Source organism: Rhodococcus sp. O3, assembly GCF_048897285.1.
GTDB lineage: Bacteria > Actinomycetota > Actinomycetes > Mycobacteriales > Mycobacteriaceae > Rhodococcus.
On the sequence record NZ_JBMBTE010000005.1, the window covers coordinates 1 to 17,098 of the forward strand.

15 protein-coding genes are annotated in these 17,098 nt (G+C 68.7%); 7 read left to right on the forward strand and 8 right to left on the reverse strand.

The window, feature by feature from the left end:
- Positions 1–59: 59 nt before the first annotated feature.
- Complete coding sequence (locus ACN675_RS03005; RefSeq protein ID WP_420749442.1) at positions 60–1,469, forward strand: class II fumarate hydratase; 1,410 nt, start codon at positions 60–62, stop codon at positions 1,467–1,469.
- Positions 1,470–1,493: 24 nt separating this feature from the next.
- Here the strand turns inward: ACN675_RS03005 and ACN675_RS03010 are convergent, their stop codons facing one another.
- Entirely contained in the window at positions 1,494–1,685 is a 192-nt protein-coding gene (locus tag ACN675_RS03010; protein ID WP_420749443.1) for a hypothetical protein, read from the reverse strand.
- A gap of 56 nt (positions 1,686–1,741) precedes the next feature.
- Entirely contained in the window at positions 1,742–2,353 is a 612-nt protein-coding gene (locus tag ACN675_RS03015) for an LGFP repeat-containing protein (protein ID WP_420749444.1), read from the reverse strand.
- A gap of 196 nt (positions 2,354–2,549) precedes the next feature.
- On the opposite strand from ACN675_RS03015, the gene ACN675_RS03020 reads away from it, so the two are divergent.
- The 3 genes from ACN675_RS03020 to ACN675_RS03030 are packed head-to-tail and all read left to right on the forward strand — an operon-like array spanning position 2,550 to position 5,028.
- Positions 2,550–4,154, forward strand: coding sequence for a serine hydrolase (locus tag ACN675_RS03020; protein ID WP_420749445.1), 1,605 nt, complete (start codon positions 2,550–2,552; stop codon positions 4,152–4,154).
- The gene (locus ACN675_RS03025) at positions 4,151–4,579 is read left to right on the forward strand and encodes a limonene-1,2-epoxide hydrolase family protein (protein WP_420749446.1); all 429 of its coding nucleotides are present in this window, start codon (positions 4,151–4,153) and stop codon (positions 4,577–4,579) included. The genes ACN675_RS03020 and ACN675_RS03025 overlap by 4 nt, the downstream gene beginning before the upstream one ends.
- Before the next feature lie 50 nt (positions 4,580–4,629).
- Positions 4,630–5,028 (forward strand): carboxymuconolactone decarboxylase family protein, encoded by a 399-nt coding sequence (locus tag ACN675_RS03030; protein ID WP_197257209.1) that lies wholly within the window; start codon positions 4,630–4,632, stop codon positions 5,026–5,028.
- Positions 5,029–5,103: 75 nt separating this feature from the next.
- On the opposite strand, the gene ACN675_RS03035 is transcribed toward ACN675_RS03030, so the two are convergent.
- From ACN675_RS03035 to ACN675_RS03045, 3 genes are all read right to left on the reverse strand, one after another.
- A complete protein-coding gene (locus ACN675_RS03035) occupies positions 5,104–6,468 on the reverse strand; it encodes a PhoH family protein (protein WP_420749447.1) in 1,365 nt (454 codons plus the stop codon).
- Between the two features lie 247 nt (positions 6,469–6,715).
- Positions 6,716–8,011, reverse strand: coding sequence for a serine hydroxymethyltransferase (gene glyA, locus ACN675_RS03040; RefSeq protein WP_420749448.1), 1,296 nt, complete (start codon positions 8,009–8,011; stop codon positions 6,716–6,718).
- A 94-nt stretch (positions 8,012–8,105) separates the two neighbouring features.
- A complete protein-coding gene (locus ACN675_RS03045) occupies positions 8,106–9,296 on the reverse strand; it encodes a DUF885 domain-containing protein (RefSeq protein WP_420749449.1) in 1,191 nt (396 codons plus the stop codon).
- Between the two features lie 175 nt (positions 9,297–9,471).
- Between ACN675_RS03045 and coaA the strand changes: the two genes are divergently transcribed.
- Positions 9,472–10,404, forward strand: a complete 933-nt coding sequence (gene coaA, locus ACN675_RS03050) for a type I pantothenate kinase (protein WP_197257217.1) — start codon at positions 9,472–9,474, stop codon at positions 10,402–10,404.
- Between the two features lie 76 nt (positions 10,405–10,480).
- Here the strand turns inward: coaA and ACN675_RS03055 are convergent, their stop codons facing one another.
- Complete coding sequence (locus ACN675_RS03055; RefSeq protein ID WP_420749450.1) at positions 10,481–11,248, reverse strand: isoprenyl transferase; 768 nt, start codon at positions 11,246–11,248, stop codon at positions 10,481–10,483.
- Positions 11,249–11,407: 159 nt separating this feature from the next.
- On the opposite strand from ACN675_RS03055, the gene trhA reads away from it, so the two are divergent.
- A complete protein-coding gene (trhA, locus tag ACN675_RS03060; protein WP_420749451.1) occupies positions 11,408–12,076 on the forward strand; it encodes a PAQR family membrane homeostasis protein TrhA in 669 nt (222 codons plus the stop codon).
- 77 nt (positions 12,077–12,153) lie between these two features.
- Here trhA and ACN675_RS03065 read toward each other — a convergent pair whose 3' ends face one another.
- The gene (locus tag ACN675_RS03065) at positions 12,154–14,238 is read right to left on the reverse strand and encodes an ABC transporter permease (protein ID WP_420749452.1); all 2,085 of its coding nucleotides are present in this window, start codon (positions 14,236–14,238) and stop codon (positions 12,154–12,156) included.
- 189 nt (positions 14,239–14,427) lie between these two features.
- Here ACN675_RS03065 and ACN675_RS03070 point away from each other — a divergent pair, with 189 nt between their 5' ends.
- A complete protein-coding gene (locus ACN675_RS03070) occupies positions 14,428–15,090 on the forward strand; it encodes a TetR/AcrR family transcriptional regulator (RefSeq protein WP_420749453.1) in 663 nt (220 codons plus the stop codon).
- 4 nt (positions 15,091–15,094) lie between these two features.
- Here ACN675_RS03070 and ACN675_RS03075 read toward each other — a convergent pair whose 3' ends face one another.
- Positions 15,095–17,089: a thioredoxin domain-containing protein gene (locus ACN675_RS03075; protein WP_420749454.1), complete on the reverse strand. Its 1,995-nt coding sequence runs from the start codon at positions 17,087–17,089 to the stop codon at positions 15,095–15,097.
- Positions 17,090–17,098 lie beyond the last annotated feature (9 nt).

The window sequence follows — 17,098 nt, forward strand, 5'->3', positions numbered from 1 at the left end:
TCGGAACCGCCACTTCGACACACCGGCGGCGAAGCCGCCTCGGTGGCAAGCTGAGGTTCATGACTGAGAACAGCGAACCGCAGTTCCGCATCGAACACGACACGATGGGCGAGGTCCGGGTTCCGGTCGACGCCCTGTGGCGCGCGCAGACGCAGCGCGCCGTGGAGAACTTCCCCATCTCGGGTCGCGGGCTCGAACGCGCCCAGATCCGGGCGCTCGGCCTGCTCAAGGCGGCGTGCGCGCAAGTCAACAAGGACCTGGGCCTGCTCGACGCCGACAAGGCCGACGCGATCATCGCCGCGGCCGGTGAGATCGCGGCCGGCGAGCACGACGACCAGTTCCCCATCGACGTCTTCCAGACCGGCTCGGGCACCAGCTCGAACATGAACGCCAACGAGGTCATCGCGTCGATCGCCGCCCGCAACGGGGTGACGGTGCATCCCAACGACGACGTCAACATGTCGCAGTCGTCGAACGACACCTTCCCCACCTCGACGCACGTCGCCGCCACCGAAGCCGCGGTGCACGACCTGATTCCCGCGCTCGAGCACCTGCACGCCGCGCTGACCGCGAAGGCCACCGAGTGGCGCACCGTCGTCAAGTCCGGGCGCACGCATCTGATGGACGCCGTTCCGGTGACGCTCGGGCAGGAGTTCGGGGGCTATGCCCGGCAGGTCGAAGCCGGGATCGAACGGGTGCAGGCGTGCCTGCCGCGACTCGGAGAGCTGCCGATCGGCGGCACCGCCGTCGGCACCGGGCTCAACGCCCCCGAGGGGTTCGGTGGGCTGGTCGTCGCCGAACTCGTCAAGTCCACCGGCGTCGAAGAGTTGCGCCCCGCCCGCGACAGTTTCGAAGCGCAGGCCGCGCGTGACGGGCTCGTCGAGGCGTCGGGTGCGCTGCGCACGATCGCGGTGTCGCTGACGAAGATCGCGAACGACATCCGGTGGATGGGGTCCGGTCCGCTGACCGGGCTCGGTGAGATCCGGTTGCCCGACCTGCAGCCGGGCAGCTCCATCATGCCCGGCAAGGTCAATCCTGTTCTGCCCGAAGCAGTCACGCAGGTCGCGGCGCAGGTCGTGGGGAACGATGCCACGGTCGCGTGGGGCGGCGCGGCCGGCGCGTTCGAGCTGAACGTGTACATCCCGGTGATGGCGCGGAACCTGCTCGAATCGATGCGCCTGCTCGCGAACGTGTCCCGGCTGTTCGCCGACCGGTGCATCACCGGGCTGGAGGCGAATGTCGAACATCTGCGGACGCTGGCGGAATCGTCGCCGTCGATCGTGACGCCCCTGAATTCGGCGATCGGATACGAGGAGGCCGCAGCGGTCGCGAAACAGGCGTTGAAGGAGAAGAAGACGATCCGGCAGACCGTCGTCGACCGGGGCCTGATCGGCAACGGCCTCAGCGAGGAGGAACTGGACCGGCGCCTCGACGTGCTCGCGATGACGAACGTCGAGCGCGACTCCTAGACGAGGACGGGTGCGGCGCTCGGGTCACTGCGCCGCACCCTCCGTGTCGTCGAAGAAGTGCCACGTGCCGTCCTCGTGCTGGGCCTCCATCCGCCAGCCGAGTTCGCTGTTGTCGGCTCGCTGGTCGACGAACCAGGCGTGCGCGTCCTCCGCGCTCTCGATGTCGCGGATGTCCACGACGTCGCCGGCCGGGTTGATCACTCTGTAGGTAGCCATGACGGTCGGCTTCCCGCACCCGGGGGACGCCAAACGTCCCGGCCCACGCGGCGGCGCTAGTTGGCGACGACCTCGGTCCTGCCGTCGATGAAGGTGATGTGACCCATCTCGAAATCGCTCTGCACACCGCCCGGGATGGGATGTTCGTCGCTGGTGGGGAAACCGAGGTCGCCGGCGGCACCACCGGCGGCCTCCCACGCGACCCGGATCTCGCCCCACACGATGTGGGCGTCGGTGTCCGGACTCCACGCGATGATGCCACCTTCGAATTCGCCGATGCTGCCGTCGCCGATGCTCTCCTGGCTTCCGGTCGGCGGGCCGAGCGGGCCGGCCGCTCCCCCGGTCTCGTTGTACTTGTCGAGGACAGCGCCGCTGATCTCGTATTCCTGACCGTCGGGGCCGGCCACCACGGTGGTCGCGTCACCGGCGATCTCGTTCCCGGCACTCTCGGCGGCGCTCACGGCGCTCTCGGCAGCGCTCTCGACCGCGGACTGGGCGCTCTCCGCCGCCGACTCCACAGCGGACTGCGCGGATTCGGCGGCACTGGTCTCACTCTGGTAGGCGCTCTCGGAGGTGGTGTCGTTCTCGTCGCTGCAGCCCGCGACCACCAGTCCGACGGCGGCGACCGCGGCGGCGGCGGTGGCGACTCGTCGTGGGATTCCCTTCACGGCTGACTCCTCACTGCTGAACTACACGGCTGTGCACTACGCGTGCGTCCCTTCGCACGCTGCCATCCCCTCGCGCGCCTCGTCGCGATTCCGCACAGACTCGTCCGAATCGTTGCAGTTCCCGGACCCGGGGGTACGCTTTCGCCGACAGGCAGGCTCGCGCGGGACTATCATCCGACCGACGGAAAGGTCGCTCATGCGTGCATTCCCTCGCTTCGCGCTCGGTGTCGTGCTCGCTCTCGCGGCCTCGACGACCGGCTGCGTCACTATCGACACGAGCGATCGCGACCGACCCCCGTCGCAACCCGCCGAGACCGCCGACCTCGCGCCCGACCAGGTTGCGGGAGTTCCCATTCCGGACGGGCAGATCGACGACGCGATCGCGCAGCTCGACGGCCTCGCACAGAAACTGCTGGATCGCACCGGGATCCCGGGCATGGCGGTCGCGGTCGTGCACGACGGGGAAACCGTGTATGCGAAGGGTTTCGGTGTCCGCGCGGCCGGTTCCGACGAGCCGGTCGATGCCGACACGGTGTTCCAGCTCGCGTCGATGTCGAAATCGATCGGGGCGACCGTCGTCGCCCAGCAGGTCGGTGCCGGTGTGGTCGGCTGGGACGATCCCGTGATCGAGCATCTTCCGGCGTTCGCGCTCGCCGAACCGTATGTCACCGAACACGTCACCGTCGGGGACCTGTACGCGCACCGTTCGGGGCTGCCCGATCACGCGGGCGACGACCTCGAGGATCTCGGCTACGATCGCGCGCAGATTCTCGAACGGCTGCGGCTGCTTCCCCTCTCGCCTTTCCGTATCACCTACGACTACACGAACTTCGGTGTGACCACGGCAGCCCAGGCGGTCGCGGACGCGGCGGGCGCGGACTGGACCGACCTGTCGCAGCGAGTGCTGTACGAACCGCTCGGAATGAACTCGACCAGTTCACGATTCGACGACTTCACCGCACGGGACAACCGGGCACCGGGGCACATGCTGGTCGACGGCGAGTACGTCGCGCGGGAGGTCCGCGATCCGGACGAGCAGTCGCCGGCGGGCGGGATCTCCTCGTCGGTGAACGACGTGGCGAAATGGCTCACCATGCTGCTCGCCGACGGACAGTTCGAGGGACGCACCGTCATCGAGGCGTCGGCGCTGCAACCCGCACTGTCTCCGCAGGTGGTGTCGCGTGCACCCGCGACCCCGGACAGCCGCGGCGGCTTCTACGGCTACGGGTTCAACGTCGGAACGCTCGCGTCGGGACGGACCTCGGTCGGTCACGCGGGGGCGTTCGCACTCGGCGCTGCCACGGCGTTCACCGCGGTGCCGTCGGCCGACGTCGCGATCGTCACGCTCACCAACGCCGCGCCGATCGGGGTCCCCGACACGCTCAATGCCGAATTCGTCGACCTGGTGCAGTTCGGGGAGATCCGCGAGAACTGGGCTGGGCTGTACGAGAAGGCATATTCGACCTACGCCGACCCGAAGGGTTCGCTGGTCGGCCAGGCGCCGCCCACGGATCCGGCACCGGCGAAGCCCCTCGACGAATACGCCGGGGTCTACGACAATCCGTACTTCGGACCGGCACGCATCGACCAGCGGGACGGCAGTCTCGTGCTCACGATCGGGCCGGTGGGCCAGACCTATCCGCTGACCCACTGGGACGGTGACGTGTTCACGTTCGAAGTCACCGGCGAGAACGCCCCGGACGGGACGATCTCGACCGCGACGTTCACCCCCGATGCGGTGACGTTCGAATACTGGAACACCTACGGCATGGGAACCTTCACACGACAGGGAGCATCATGACCACATCCGACACGACCACTTCCCAGTCCGCGATCGCGGTGGTGCGCAACTTCCTCGACGCACTGGCGGCATCCGACATCGCCACCGCAGTCTCCCTCCTCGATCCCGAAATCGCTTGGTACAACACCGGGCTGCCGACGGTGCGCGGCCTCCCGAGGGTCAGCCGCGTGCTCGAAGGAATGTCCCGCCCTTCGGTCGGCCTGGAGGTGGTGATGCACCACATCGCCGACGACGGGAACGGCGCGGTGCTGACCGAGCGCACCGACGTGTTGCGGATGGGCCGGGTGTCGATCCCGTTCTGGGTGTGCGGCACGTTCGAGGTGCGCGACGGGCGGATCCGCGTGTGGCGCGACCGCTACGACATGGCCACCTTCCTGGGAGCCACTGCGACCGGTGTCCTCCGGGCGGTACTGCGCCGGTCGTAGAATTCTCGACGCCGCCGAACCGTTCGGCGGTGTGAACAGGGAGCAGTACGATGAGCGACGCCGAGCGCACCCCCGGTTTCGAGGCCGGACTCGAGGTCCGCAGGGAGGTGATGGGCGACGACTTCGTCGAGCGCGCGTTCGACCGTGCCCGTGGCACGGATTCGGAGGCCTTGCAGGAGTTCGTGACCGAGCACGCGTGGGGCGCGGTATGGACCCGTCCCGGTCTCGATCGCCGCAGCCGCAGCCTGCTCAACATCGGCATGCTCATCGCCCTTCGCGCCGAGAACGAGCTGCGCGGCCACATCCGCGGCGCTCTCCGAAACGGCCTGACGCGCACCGAGATCACCGAAGCCGTCATCCATTCGGCCGCCTACTGCGGCTCCCCCGCCGCCCTCGCTGCGATGCGCGTCACCCAGGAGGTCCTCGAGGCCGAGCTCGGCCCCGCCTGAACGACCACGAAACCGCGGGCGACAGGGACATCCACCCGGTGAGAGCGGATGGATGTCCCCGTCACCCAGCGGGTGTCAGGCTCCGGGGGCGAATTCCTCGAGCATCTCGGTGACCAGCGCGGCGATCGGCGACCTCTCGCTGCGGGTGAGGGTCACGTGTGCGAACAGCGGATGCCCCTTGAGCTTCTCGATGACCGCGGCGACGCCGTCGTGCCGACCCACCCGCAGGTTGTCGCGCTGCGCGACGTCGTGGGTGAGCACGACCCGCGAACCGGACCCCAGCCGTGAGAGCACCGTGAGCAGCACGTTGCGTTCGAGGGACTGCGCTTCGTCGACGATGACGAACGAGTCGTGCAGCGACCGACCGCGAATATGCGTGAGCGGCAACACTTCCAGCATGCCACGGCTGATCACTTCGTCCATCACGGCGGGGCTCGCCAGTCCCTCGAGGGTGTCGAACACCGCCTGCGCCCACGGCCCCATCTTCTCGCTCTCGCTGCCCGGCAGGTAGCCGAGATCCTGGCCGCCGACCGCGTAGAGCGGGCGGAACACCACGACCTTGCGCTGAGTGCGCCGCTCGAGCACCGCTTCCAGCCCGGCGGTCAGCGCGAGCGCCGATTTACCGGTGCCGGCCTTTCCACCCAGGGACACGATGCCGACCGAATCGTCGAGCAGAAGGTCCAGCGCCACACGCTGTTCCGCGGAACGCCCGTGCAGCCCGAAGGCTTCACGGTCGCCGCGCACGAGCTGCACCCGCTTGTCCGGAGTCACCCGGCCCAACGCGCTCGACGCCCCACCGAGCATCCGAATTCCCGTGTGGCACGGAAGGTCCCGTGCCTCGTCGAGGTCGATGACTCCCTCGGAGAACAGAGTGTCGATCACGGACCGGTCGACATCGAGTTCGGTCATGCCCGTCCAGCCGGAGATCACCACGTCCTGCGCGTGGTACTCGTCGGCGGGCAGACCCGCGGCGCCCGCCTTCACCCGCAACGGGATGTCCTTGCTGACCAGCACCACGTCCCGGCCGCCGGCGGCGAGATTGAGCGCACATGCCAGGATCCGGGAATCGTTGTCGTCGGTGCGGAACCCGGCGGGCAGCACCGACGGATCGGTGTGGTTCAGCTCCACGTGCAGAGTGCCGCCGGCGTCACCGATCGGGATCGGCTGGTCGAGACGACCGTGCTCGAGGCGCAGATCGTCGAGCAGCCGAAGCGATTCGCGTGCGAACCAGCCCAGTTCGTGATGGTGCCTTTTGCCCTCGAGTTCCCCGATCACGACCAGGGGGAGCACCACCTCGTGTTCTGCGAAGCGGGTCACCGCCCACGGATCGGAGAGCAACACCGAAGTGTCCAGCACGTACGTGCGGACCGAGGACTTCTTCGCAGCGGACTTCGCGGAGCGATCGCCGGTGCGAGCGGGGACGGAGCGTGTTGCGGTCACGTGAGGCTCCTAGACCTGCGCGGCACCACGCAAGTGTCTTTCTCGGTGGGCCGGTCGTCCCGGGTGTCCGCTACGGACACGAGGGCCGGGTGCCGGCCCCTCGCACTGATTGCCTCAGCCACGACCAGGACCTCCCGTGTAGCCGGCAACTGTGTCGGCTACAACGTCGACGCTAACGCCGACACGCCCCGAACGCTCGATGAGCGCGGGGCGTGTCGGTGAAGAACGTGTTAACGCGGGCGGGTGATCAGATGAGCGTCCAGTCCTCCAGGCCCTGGTACAGCGGCACATCCTGAGCCAGCTTGCTCACGCGGGCGCGCAGCGCGTCGACGTCGGCGCCACCGATCAGGGTCTGCGCGATGATCTCGGCGACCTCGGTGAACTGCTCGTCGCCGAATCCGCGGGTCGCGAGCGCCGGGGTGCCGATGCGCAGGCCGGAGGTGACCATCGGCGGACGCGGGTCGAACGGCACGGCGTTGCGGTTGACGGTGATGCCGACCTCGTGCAGCGCGTCCTCACCCTGCTGGCCGTCGAGCTCCGAGTTGCGCAGGTCCACCAACACCAGGTGCACGTCGGTGCCACCGGTGAGCACCGAGATGCCCTTGTCGGCGACGTCCGCCTGGGACAGGCGCTCGGCGAGGATCTTCGCGCCCGAGAGCGTGCGCCGCTGACGATCCTTGAACTCCTCGCCCGCGGCGATCTTCAGGGCGACGGCCTTCGCGGCGATCGCGTGCATGAGCGGTCCGCCCTGCTGGCCCGGGAACACCGCCGAGTTGATCTTCTTCGCCCACTCCTGCTTGGCCAGGATCAGACCCGAGCGGGGTCCGCCGAGGGTCTTGTGCACGGTGGTGGACACGACGTCGGCGTAGGGCACCGGCGACGGGTGCAGGCCGGCAGCGACCAGACCGGCGAAGTGGGCCATGTCGACCCACAAGTAGGCGCCGACCTCGTCCGCGATCGACCGGAACGTGGCGAAGTCCTCGTGACGCGGGTACGCCGACCAGCCGGCGACGATGACCTTCGGCTTCTCCCGCAGCGCGATGTCGCGGACCTCGTCCATGTCGATGCGGTGGTCTTCCTTGCTGACCCCGTAGGACGCGACGTCGTACAGCTTGCCGGAGAAGTTCAGCTTCATGCCGTGGGTGAGGTGGCCACCGTGCGCGAGGTCGAGGCCGAGGAGCTTCTCGCCCGGCGTCATCAGCGCCATGAGCACCGCGGCGTTCGCCTGGGCGCCGGAGTGCGGCTGCACGTTCGCGAAATCGGCACCGAACAGTTCCTTGGCGCGGTTGCGCGCGAGGTCCTCGACGATGTCGACGTTCTCGCAGCCGCCGTAGTAGCGGCGACCCGGGTAGCCCTCGGCGTACTTGTTGGTCAGCACGCTGCCCTGCGCCTGCAGCACGGCGCGCGGAACGAAGTTCTCCGACGCGATCATCTCGAGGGTGTCGCGCTGACGGGACAACTCACCCGCCATCGCCTGCGCGACTTCCGGGTCGAGATCGGCGAGCGAGGCAGTGTTGACGTCGGTGCCAGGCACGGTGGTCATCGAGGATTCTCCAAGCTGGGGGCGGCAGGATACGACCTCCAGTCTACGAAGCGCATCCCGAAACCAGGAACCCGGGACCCCGCCGTGATCGAGGTCACCGCAGCGAACTCGGCACCAGCGGTTCGTCGAGCAGCCGGCGGAACCGTTCGGCACGCTCGGCACCGGCCGGAACCTGTTCTAGCCAACCGCCGAGCAGCCGGTACCCCTCCACGTACGTGCTGATGTACGCGCGCCACAGCGGCGAGGAGAGGAACCGCAGCGACTGCCGTGCCCGTTCCGGGGTCGACAGCGACCAGCGCTGCAGGAACGCGGCGACGTCGTCGTGGCTGCGACCGCGGTCGTGCAGCAGCAGCGCGGCATCCTGACGCACCGACAGAAGGCCCGCGGACGCGTCGTGCAGCTGCTCCGCGAGTTCGCCGTCGAAACGCAGGCCGAGGTCGGCGTAGATCTCCTGAGCCCACCGGCCCCATCCCGGGCCGACGATCGCCTCGAGCGCGAGGTCGGCCAGGCCCTCCGCCATGAGGCACTGCGGCGTGTTCACCAGGAACAGCGTCTGCTCGGCCTGCCCGCCGGCGACCAGACCGGCTTCCTTGCGGCAGTGCTCGGTGTGGTGCCCCGGGTACGCCTCGTGCGCGATCAGGCGCGGCAGGTGCGACATGTGCTGCTCGAGATCGGAGTTGATCGCCACGCGGGAGCGGTAGTCACCCAGGTAGTAGTTGAAACCCGACCACGGTTTGTCGCCGACCACCTCGTATTCGATCTGCTCGGTCTCGGGCAGCGGGTACACGGCCCGGACCTTGTCGCGCAGTGCGCTGGAGAACGCCTCGACGCATTCGGCGAGCCGGTCGGCGGGCACGATCTCGCTCTTGCGGTGGGCCTGCAGGCGTTCGGCGAGCGGTCCTGATCCGGGGAGCAGCGCGTCGAGGCGACGATGCGCGTCGCGGTAGTCGTCCTCGTTGCCGGGTGCGATGCGCACGTCGAAGTACGCCTCGACCTCGTCGACGAAAGCGATGTCCTCACCTGCGAATTTGCGCGCCGAGCACTCCATGGCACGCAGGTGCACGTCGAGGAACCGGGTGCGTTCGTCGGACAGTCCGGCGCTCGCCAGTTCCGCGCGGAGCCGGTTCGCGGTGTGGGATAGGTCACGAGGATCCGGTTTCGGCGCGTTCTCCACCTGGCGGCGCAGCGATGCGTCGCCGGTGTACGCGTCGACGAAGCCCTCCTCGAGCCGGTCGAAAGCGAGCCCGAGCAGCAGATATTCACGCACGAAACCGTCCGATCCCATGCTTCCGAACACTAGTCGTTCGCGCGGCGTCGCGACGTGGCCGGACACTCCGATGCGGGACCCCGGGCGGACACGCCCCTGTGGCAGCGCGCACAATTCGGTGCATGGACTTCCTTCGTCGCAAGCCGCACCCGGGTTGCACTGCCGGTTCGCTAGCCACGGAAGGATCGTGTCGATGGCACGTCTGAGCGAGCCGAGCCCGTACGTCGAGTTCGACCGCAAGCAGTGGCGGACGCTGCGCAAGGCAACGCCGCTGGTGCTCACCGAGGACGAACTCATCGGCCTGCGCGGCCTCGGCGAGCAGATCGATCTCGCGGAGGTCGCCGAGGTGTACCTGCCGCTGTCGCGATTGATCCACCTCCAGGTCGCGGCCCGGCAGCGGTTGTTCGCCGCGACCGCGACGTTCCTCGGGGAAAAGCACCCGGACCAACAGGTGCCGTTCGTGATCGGGGTCGCCGGCTCGGTCGCCGTCGGCAAGTCCACCACCGCGCGTGTGCTGCAGGCACTGCTCGCGCGCTGGGATCACCATCCCCGTGTCGATCTGGTCACCACCGACGGATTCCTGTATCCGACCAAAGAGCTGATCCGTCGGAACATCATGCATCGCAAGGGTTTTCCCGAAAGCTACGACCGCCGGAAGCTGCTGCGTTTCGTGACGGAGGTCAAGTCGGGTGCCGCGGAGGTCGCGGCGCCGGTGTACTCGCACATCTCGTACGACGTGATTCCCGGTCAGTACCACGTGGTTCGGCAGCCGGACATCCTCATCATCGAGGGCCTCAACGTCCTGCAGACCGGTCCGCGCCTGATGGTCTCGGACCTGTTCGACTTCTCGATCTACGTCGACGCCCGCATCGAGGACATCGAAAAGTGGTACGTGGAACGGTTTCTCGCGCTGCGCAAGACGTCGTTCGCGAATCCGGACGCGCACTTCCACCACTACGCGAACCTGTCCGATCGCGATGCGGTGAACGCGGCCAAGGAGATCTGGCACTCGATCAACCTGCCGAACCTGGTCGAGAACATCCTGCCGACCCGTCCGCGCGCGACGCTCGTGCTGCGCAAGGACGCCGACCACGCCATCAACCGGCTGCGGCTGCGCAAGCTCTGACCCTCGCCCCTCGTGCGCGTTTCCGGCAGCGGCTGCTACCGGAAACGCGCACGGGCACGGGGGCGGCTACCCGGTGCTACGCCCCGAAACGGCGGTGCCGGGCAGCGAAATCGCGTAGGGCGCGCAGGAAGTCGACGCGACGGAACTCCGGCCAGTAGGCCTCGGTGAACCAGATCTCCGAGTACGCGCTCTGCCACAACAGGAACCCGGACAACCGCTGCTCCCCCGACGTCCGGATGACGAGGTCGGGGTCGGGCTGGCCGGAGGTGTAGAGGTGCCCGTCGACGGCGTCGACGGTGACGGACTCGATCAGTTCCTCACCGGACAGTCCGGCGGCCTGCTTCTCCCGCAGCAGCGACTGGACGGCGTCGACGATCTCCTGTCGCCCGCCGTAGCCGACGGCGACGTTGACGTGGGTGCCGGTGCGTCCTTCGGTGCGGCAGGCGGCTTCGCTGAGCCGGCGGGCCTGCTCCTCGGGCAGCAACTCCAGCGTGCCGACGATCTTGACGCTCCAGTTCTGATCCGGTCCGGAGATCTCCTCCACGACGTCGGTGATGATCTCGAGCAGGACGTCGAGTTCTTCGGGTTCGCGGCGCAGATTCTCGGTGGACAGCAGGTAGATCGTCGCGGTCTCGATGCCCGCCGCGTCGCACCAGTGCAGCAGTTCGGCGATCTTGCGGGCGCCGGCGCGGTGGCCGTGACTGACGTCGGTGAAACCGTTCTCCCGGGCCCAGCGACGGTTGCCGTCACACATGACGGCGACGTGCCGCGGGTGCTGAGCACCTTCGAGTTGGCGCAGCAGACGCCGTTCGTACAGCTGATACAACACCCCGCGCGCATTCACCCCGACATCACCACGGGGGTCACACTACGCCCACCGGACCCTCCGGTCGCGATGGTGGTCACACCCACACGCGTCGCGGGCGACACAGGGGTAACGTGACATTCCAACCAGAACCTACGGTTGCGTAGGTTACCGAGCAGTACGAAGGGGGTCGGGCCCATGGCGGTGTTCGGGATCGACGAACTGCCGGTCAAGCCGCGGATGCGGGGATGGATCCATCTGTGGGCGTTCGCCGTCTCGGTGATCGCGGGCGTCGTGCTCGTCACGCTGGCCGCGACGATCGCCGAACCACCCGCGGGCATCGCGACCGCGATCTACAGCCTCACGGTGTGCGGGGTGTTCGGCGTCAGCGCCCTCTATCACCGGGTGCACTGGCACGATCCCCGTGCCCGCATGTGGATGAAGCGCGCCGACCACTCGATGATCTTCCTGTTCATCGCCGGCAGTTACACGCCGTTCGCGACCCTCGCGCTCCCGCCGGACACCGGCCGCACCCTCCTGATCGTGGTGTGGTCGGGCGCGGTGGCGGGTGTGGCGCTGAAGATGCTGTGGCCGACCGCACCTCGCTGGGTCGGCGTGCCCCTGTATCTGCTGCTCGGCTGGGCGATCGTCCCGGTCGCCGGCACGGTGGTCGACACGGCCGGGCTGGTCCCGATGCTGCTCCTGCTGATCGGCGGCATCCTCTACAGCGTCGGCGCGGTGCTGTACGCGACGAAGTGGCCGAATCCGTGGCCGCACACGTTCGGGCACCACGAGTTCTTCCACGCCGCAACCGTGCTCGCGGCCCTGTGCCATGCGGTCGCAGTCTGGCTCGTCGTGTTCGCCTGAACCGGCCGTGGTCGCCTGAACGAAGAAACCCCGGCCGGCGAGATACGCCCGGGGTGTGCTTCGGAGTTCGGAGCGGTTCAGGCGTCGATCGCCTGCCCGGCGGGCTGCTTCCGCGCCCGGACGGCATCGATCGCCACGACGCACAGCAACGACACCAGGCCCCAGATCACGAAGGTGACCAGGTGCGACCCGACGGCGTCGCCTCCGAAATACAGGATCGAGCGGACCGACTCCACCGCCGCCGGCATCGGCAGCACGCCGTGCAGGAACTTGAAGATCTGCGGCGTCATGTACATCGACATGGCCCCGTTCGAGGCCGGCACGCCGACGAACATCAGGATCCCGACCGCGGGGATGACGGCGAGCAGACCGAACAGGCGGTGCAGCGCCAAGGTGAACATCGAGGTCGTGAACGTCGCGACGATCCCCACCCCGTACAGCGGCAGGAAGTGCCCGTCGACGGCTCCGGTGATCGGGTCGGCGATCACCCACAGCACAGCCGGCATGAACAGCGCCCACCCCGCGGCGATGGGCAGCATGCGCCGCAGCACCATCGCAGCGGGCTGCGCGCCGCCGGCCACGACGACCACCATGAAACCGGACATGATCCAGCCCATCGCGACGTAGAGCGTGACCGTGCCCATCGTGTCGGAGTCCGGCAGAGGGGCGACGTTCTCCACAGTGAGGGGCACCTGTATGCCGCCGGCGACCTGGTCGAAGACCCGCTGCACAACCTGCCGCTGACTCATGCCGGCGGCCTCGTTGGTGATCAGGGTCGCGGTGGGCGCCGCGGCGGACGGCAGGACGAAGGCCGCCACGATCGTGCGGTCCTGAACCTCGGCGCGCGCTTCGTCGAGCGAGTCGGAGGTGCGCAGATCGAACAGACCCGCCATGTTCTGCTCGAGACCGGCAACCACCTGGCCGGCCTGCTCGGTCGTCCCGGCGACCACGGTCACGGGCATCTCGCGCGGCGTCGGCTGGTACATCGCGCCGAGCATGATCGAGAGCATCAGCACGACCATCGCGAAGGGGAAGAACGCCAGGGTGAGGTAGCGGACGCGATCGCTTCCGGGACGCGGCCCGTTGGTGAGCGAGGGCATCGTGATCTCGGGGTCACCCGCATCGGGGTTGCGGCGACGCTTCAGGGCGTCGACACCGAGGGTCGCGGCCAGCGCGAGCACGGCACCGAGGACCAGGACCAGGAGATGGCCTCCGAGTCCTTCCCCGCCGAAGTACAGGACCGACCTCAGGGACTCCCCTGCGGCCGCGGTGGGCAGGAAGCCGTGCAGACGTGAGTAGATCGACGGCAACGAGTACACCGACATGCCCAGGTTCGAGGCGGGGACGCCGAGAACCATGACGAAGAGCATGCCCGCCAGGACCGCCATCGGTCCGATGATCCGGGTCAGGAACAACTGCACCGAGCCCACGGCGAAGATGGAGAGCCAGCAGATTCCCAGCACGGTCGCGGTGTGGCCCTGGATCACGCCGAGGATCGGCCCGGCGACGAGCCACACGAGGGTGCCGATCAGGACGGACCACCCGGCGAGCAACGGCACGATGCGACGGAACCGTAACAGCTCGGGAGAGTTGGACAGCATGATGCTCAGCGGCATGTAGCCCGCGAGCATCAGTGCCTGCGCCATGAACATGACGCCCAGGCCGGCCATGTCGTTGTCCGGCAGCGGAGCGAGGTCCTCGGCGGTGAGATCGAGGCCCTGACCGAGGGCCTGCGGGGCCAGCAGCCCGGTGACCAGCGACGACTGCGACGCCCCCGCCGCGCCCGCGGTGTAAACGGTCGCGGTGCCCGCGTCGGACAGCGAGACCGCACCCGAGACCTCGCGGGCCAGCACGAGGTCGCGCGCCGCCGCGTCGTCGGCGACGATCCGGACGTCGACGGCGTCCGGATCCGCGTCCTCGAGTGCACGTGCGAAGTCGTAGACCTGCTGGGTGGGACCGGCGACGGCGATCGGCATGTCGTGCGGTGCCGGCGCGTGCATCGCGTACAGGTACCCGGTGATCATCATCCCGACCATCAGAAACGGCATCACGAAGATCGCGACGTAGCGCCCGATGTGTTCCTTACGGGCGCGGGCGAGTTCGGCCTCGGTGGGTTCGCCGCCCGGTGGGCTGTTCTTCTCGAGCGCGATGGTGTCGGTCAATGCGGAACTCCTCGATGCCCTGGCGACCCGGTCGTCTCCACGGCCTGGGCCGATCCGGGAAATACGCTGATTGACTTAAAAAGTTACGCCGAGTGTCTTAAAGTGGCCAAGCCGGGCCCTGGTGACCTTCGTCCCACCCGGCCTCGGGGCACACTGTCACCCGAGCGAGAGAAAGAGACGGGACCAATCGTGGGCAGTTACGGCGACCAAGCACGACGAGCACTGCTCGATTCGGCAGAGGAACTGTTCGCCACCTTCGGAGTCGACGCGGTGTCGAACCGGCGCATCGCCGAACACGCGGGCAACGCGAACCACTCCGCCGTGAGCTACCACTTCGGTAGCCGGGACGAACTCGTGCGCGCCACGCTCCTGCGCTACTCCGAGGACGCCGGAGCTCGGCGCAGAGAGCTCGTCGCACAGCTGGGACCCGAGCCCGGATTGCGGGACCTGTTGATCTGCTTCATCATTCCCTTCACAGATCAGCTCGCGTCGATGCCCGTCCCGAGCTGGCGGGCCCGGTTCCTCCAGCAGCTCAGGACCGTGCCGTCGATGGTCGAGACCGTCGCTGCGAACACCATCGCGGACCCGATCGTGGAGGATCTCGTCCAGCGGGTCCGGGCACACGTGTCCGAGCTCCCGGAGTCGGTGTACACCGGACGTTCGTGGCTGCTGGGCCGGTTGGTCGTCGATGCGTGCGCCGACTACGAGGACCGCCTCGAGCGAGAGGACGTGGACCCGGACTGGACCGGGTTCGCCAACTTCCTCATCGACGCGTGCGCGGGCATGCTCGAAGCCCCGGTCACCAGCGCAGGCGACTTCCTCGGCTACCGCGACGCATCTGCGTGGGCGTGACCGGTCACCCGGCGGCCAGCGCCTCCGCCAGATCCGACGCCGAGGTCACCGGCCGGTCGCACACAAAACCGCGGCACACGTAGGCCGCCGGCGCTCCGTCGACGAGCGACCGATCCGCGAACAACGGCGACGACTCCGGTTCACCGCCCACCACGAGCGATCCGCCCGGAGCTGTCCGCCGCGCGACGTCGAGCAGGTCTCCCCCACCGACGACGGCCACCTGGATCGGACCGCGCACCGCGGCCTCGGCGACCGTGAGCCAGTGCCCGGCCGATCGGGGTGCCCGTTCGAGCAGCAACGTGGCGGTGGTGAGCGCCTCGTCGGCGGCCTCCCGGTAGCGACCACCGTCCTCCACGACCGCGGACAGCGTCAGCAGCGCCTCGGTCACGAGCGCCGCACCCGACGGGGTGGCGCCGTCGATCGGGTCGCGGGGCCGCGCGACGAGCGTCTCCGCGTCGTCGGCGGTGTCGAACCAGCTGCCCGGCCGGTTTGGGTCGGCGAAATGCTCGAGCGCGATGTCGGCCAGGTCGCGTGCCGGTGCGATCCACGACGGGTCGCCGGTCGCCTGGTACAACGCGAGCAGCGCGGTGACCAGGGCCCCGTGGTCCTCGAGCACGCCGACGGGTGCACCGACGACACCGCCGAGCGACGCGCGCCGCAGCCGGCCGTCGACGACATGCGTCTCCAAGAGGCGACGCGCGCAGGTCGCGGCGGCGTCGATCCAGTCCGCGCGCCCGAATGCGGCGCCGGCCTCGGCGAGTGCGGTGACGGCGAATGCGTTCCAGGCCGTGACGGCCTTGTCGTCGCGTCCCGGTTGCGGCCGGGACTGCCGGGCCTCGAGCAGCCGCGCGCGTACCCGCTCGGCGCGTGCGGCATCGTCTGGGTCGGACGGCAACTGCAGCACCGACATGCCGTCCTCGAACGTGCCGGCCTCGGTGACCTCGTAGAGCCGCGCGGCCCACGCGCCGTCGTCCGGGCCGAGGACCTCGATCAGTTGCGCCGGCGTCCACACGTAGGTGAGGCCTTCGACGCCTGCGGTGTCGGCGTCCAGCGCGGAGGCGAAGCAGCCTTCGCCGGTGCCCAGGTCCCGCAGCAGGAACCCCGCGATGCCCTCGGCGACGCGCCGCGACGCGTCCCGCCCGGTGATACGTGCGAGGTGGGCGTACACCCGCAGCAGCAGCGCGTTGTCGTAGAGCATCTTCTCGAAGTGCGGCACCACCCAGGCCGCGTCGACGCTGTACCGGGCGAAACCCCCGGCGAGCCGGTCGTGGATGCCGCCGCGTGCCATCGCGTCGGCCGTGCGTTCGACGACCGCGAGCGTCTCCGCCGTTCCGCTGCGTTCGTAGCTGCGCAGCAGCCCTTCGAGCAGCGCCGACGGCGGGAACTTCGGAGCGCCCCCGAACCCGCCGTGGGTACGATCCTCGTCGGCTGCGACGGTGCCGGCGACCACGTCGAGCAGCGCGGCGTCGACGGGTCGGGCACCCTCCGGCAGCCCACTGCTGCTGCGCTGCAGTTCCGCGACCACCGCACGGGCCGCGCCGGCCACGTCGTCGCGGCGGGTCCGCCAGGTGTGGGTGATGGCGTGGAGCAGTTCGGTGAACGACGGCATGCCACCGCGTGCGACGTTCGGGTAGTAGGTGCCGCAGTAGAACGGGGCACCGTCGGCGGTGAGGAAGCACGTCATCGGCCAGCCACCGTGTCCGGTCGTGGCGACGGTGGCGTTCATGTACACCGCGTCCAGGTCGGGTCGTTCCTCCCGATCGACCTTGATGCACACGAAGTTCTCGTTCATGACGGCCGCGGTCGCCTCGTCCTCGAACGACTCGTGCGCCATCACGTGACACCAGTGGCATGCCGCGTAGCCGATGGACAGCAGGATCGGCACGTCGCGCTCCCGCGCCTCGGCGAGAGCCGCGTCGGTCCACTCCTGCCAGTGCACCGGGTTGTCGGCGTGCTGCTGCAGGTAGGGCGAGGTGCTGTGGCGGAGGCGGTTGGCCATGGTTCCGAG

Bases quoted from the DNA above. Each gene is read 5' to 3' on its own strand.
- ACN675_RS03005 (WP_420749442.1), top strand. From the start codon at position 60: ATGACTGAGAACAGCGAACCGCAGTTCCGCATCGAACACGACACGATG.
- ACN675_RS03010 (WP_420749443.1), bottom strand. From the start codon at position 1,685: ATGGCTACCTACAGAGTGATCAACCCGGCCGGCGACGTCGTGGACATC.
- ACN675_RS03020 (WP_420749445.1), top strand. From the start codon at position 2,550: ATGCGTGCATTCCCTCGCTTCGCGCTCGGTGTCGTGCTCGCTCTCGCG.
- ACN675_RS03025 (WP_420749446.1), top strand. From the start codon at position 4,151: ATGACCACATCCGACACGACCACTTCCCAGTCCGCGATCGCGGTGGTG.
- ACN675_RS03030 (WP_197257209.1), top strand. From the start codon at position 4,630: ATGAGCGACGCCGAGCGCACCCCCGGTTTCGAGGCCGGACTCGAGGTC.
- glyA (WP_420749448.1), bottom strand. From the start codon at position 8,011: ATGACCACCGTGCCTGGCACCGACGTCAACACTGCCTCGCTCGCCGAT.
- ACN675_RS03045 (WP_420749449.1), bottom strand. From the start codon at position 9,296: ATGGGATCGGACGGTTTCGTGCGTGAATATCTGCTGCTCGGGCTCGCT.
- coaA (WP_197257217.1), top strand. From the start codon at position 9,472: ATGGCACGTCTGAGCGAGCCGAGCCCGTACGTCGAGTTCGACCGCAAG.
- trhA (WP_420749451.1), top strand. From the start codon at position 11,408: ATGGCGGTGTTCGGGATCGACGAACTGCCGGTCAAGCCGCGGATGCGG.
- ACN675_RS03075 (WP_420749454.1), bottom strand. From the start codon at position 17,089: ATGGCCAACCGCCTCCGCCACAGCACCTCGCCCTACCTGCAGCAGCAC.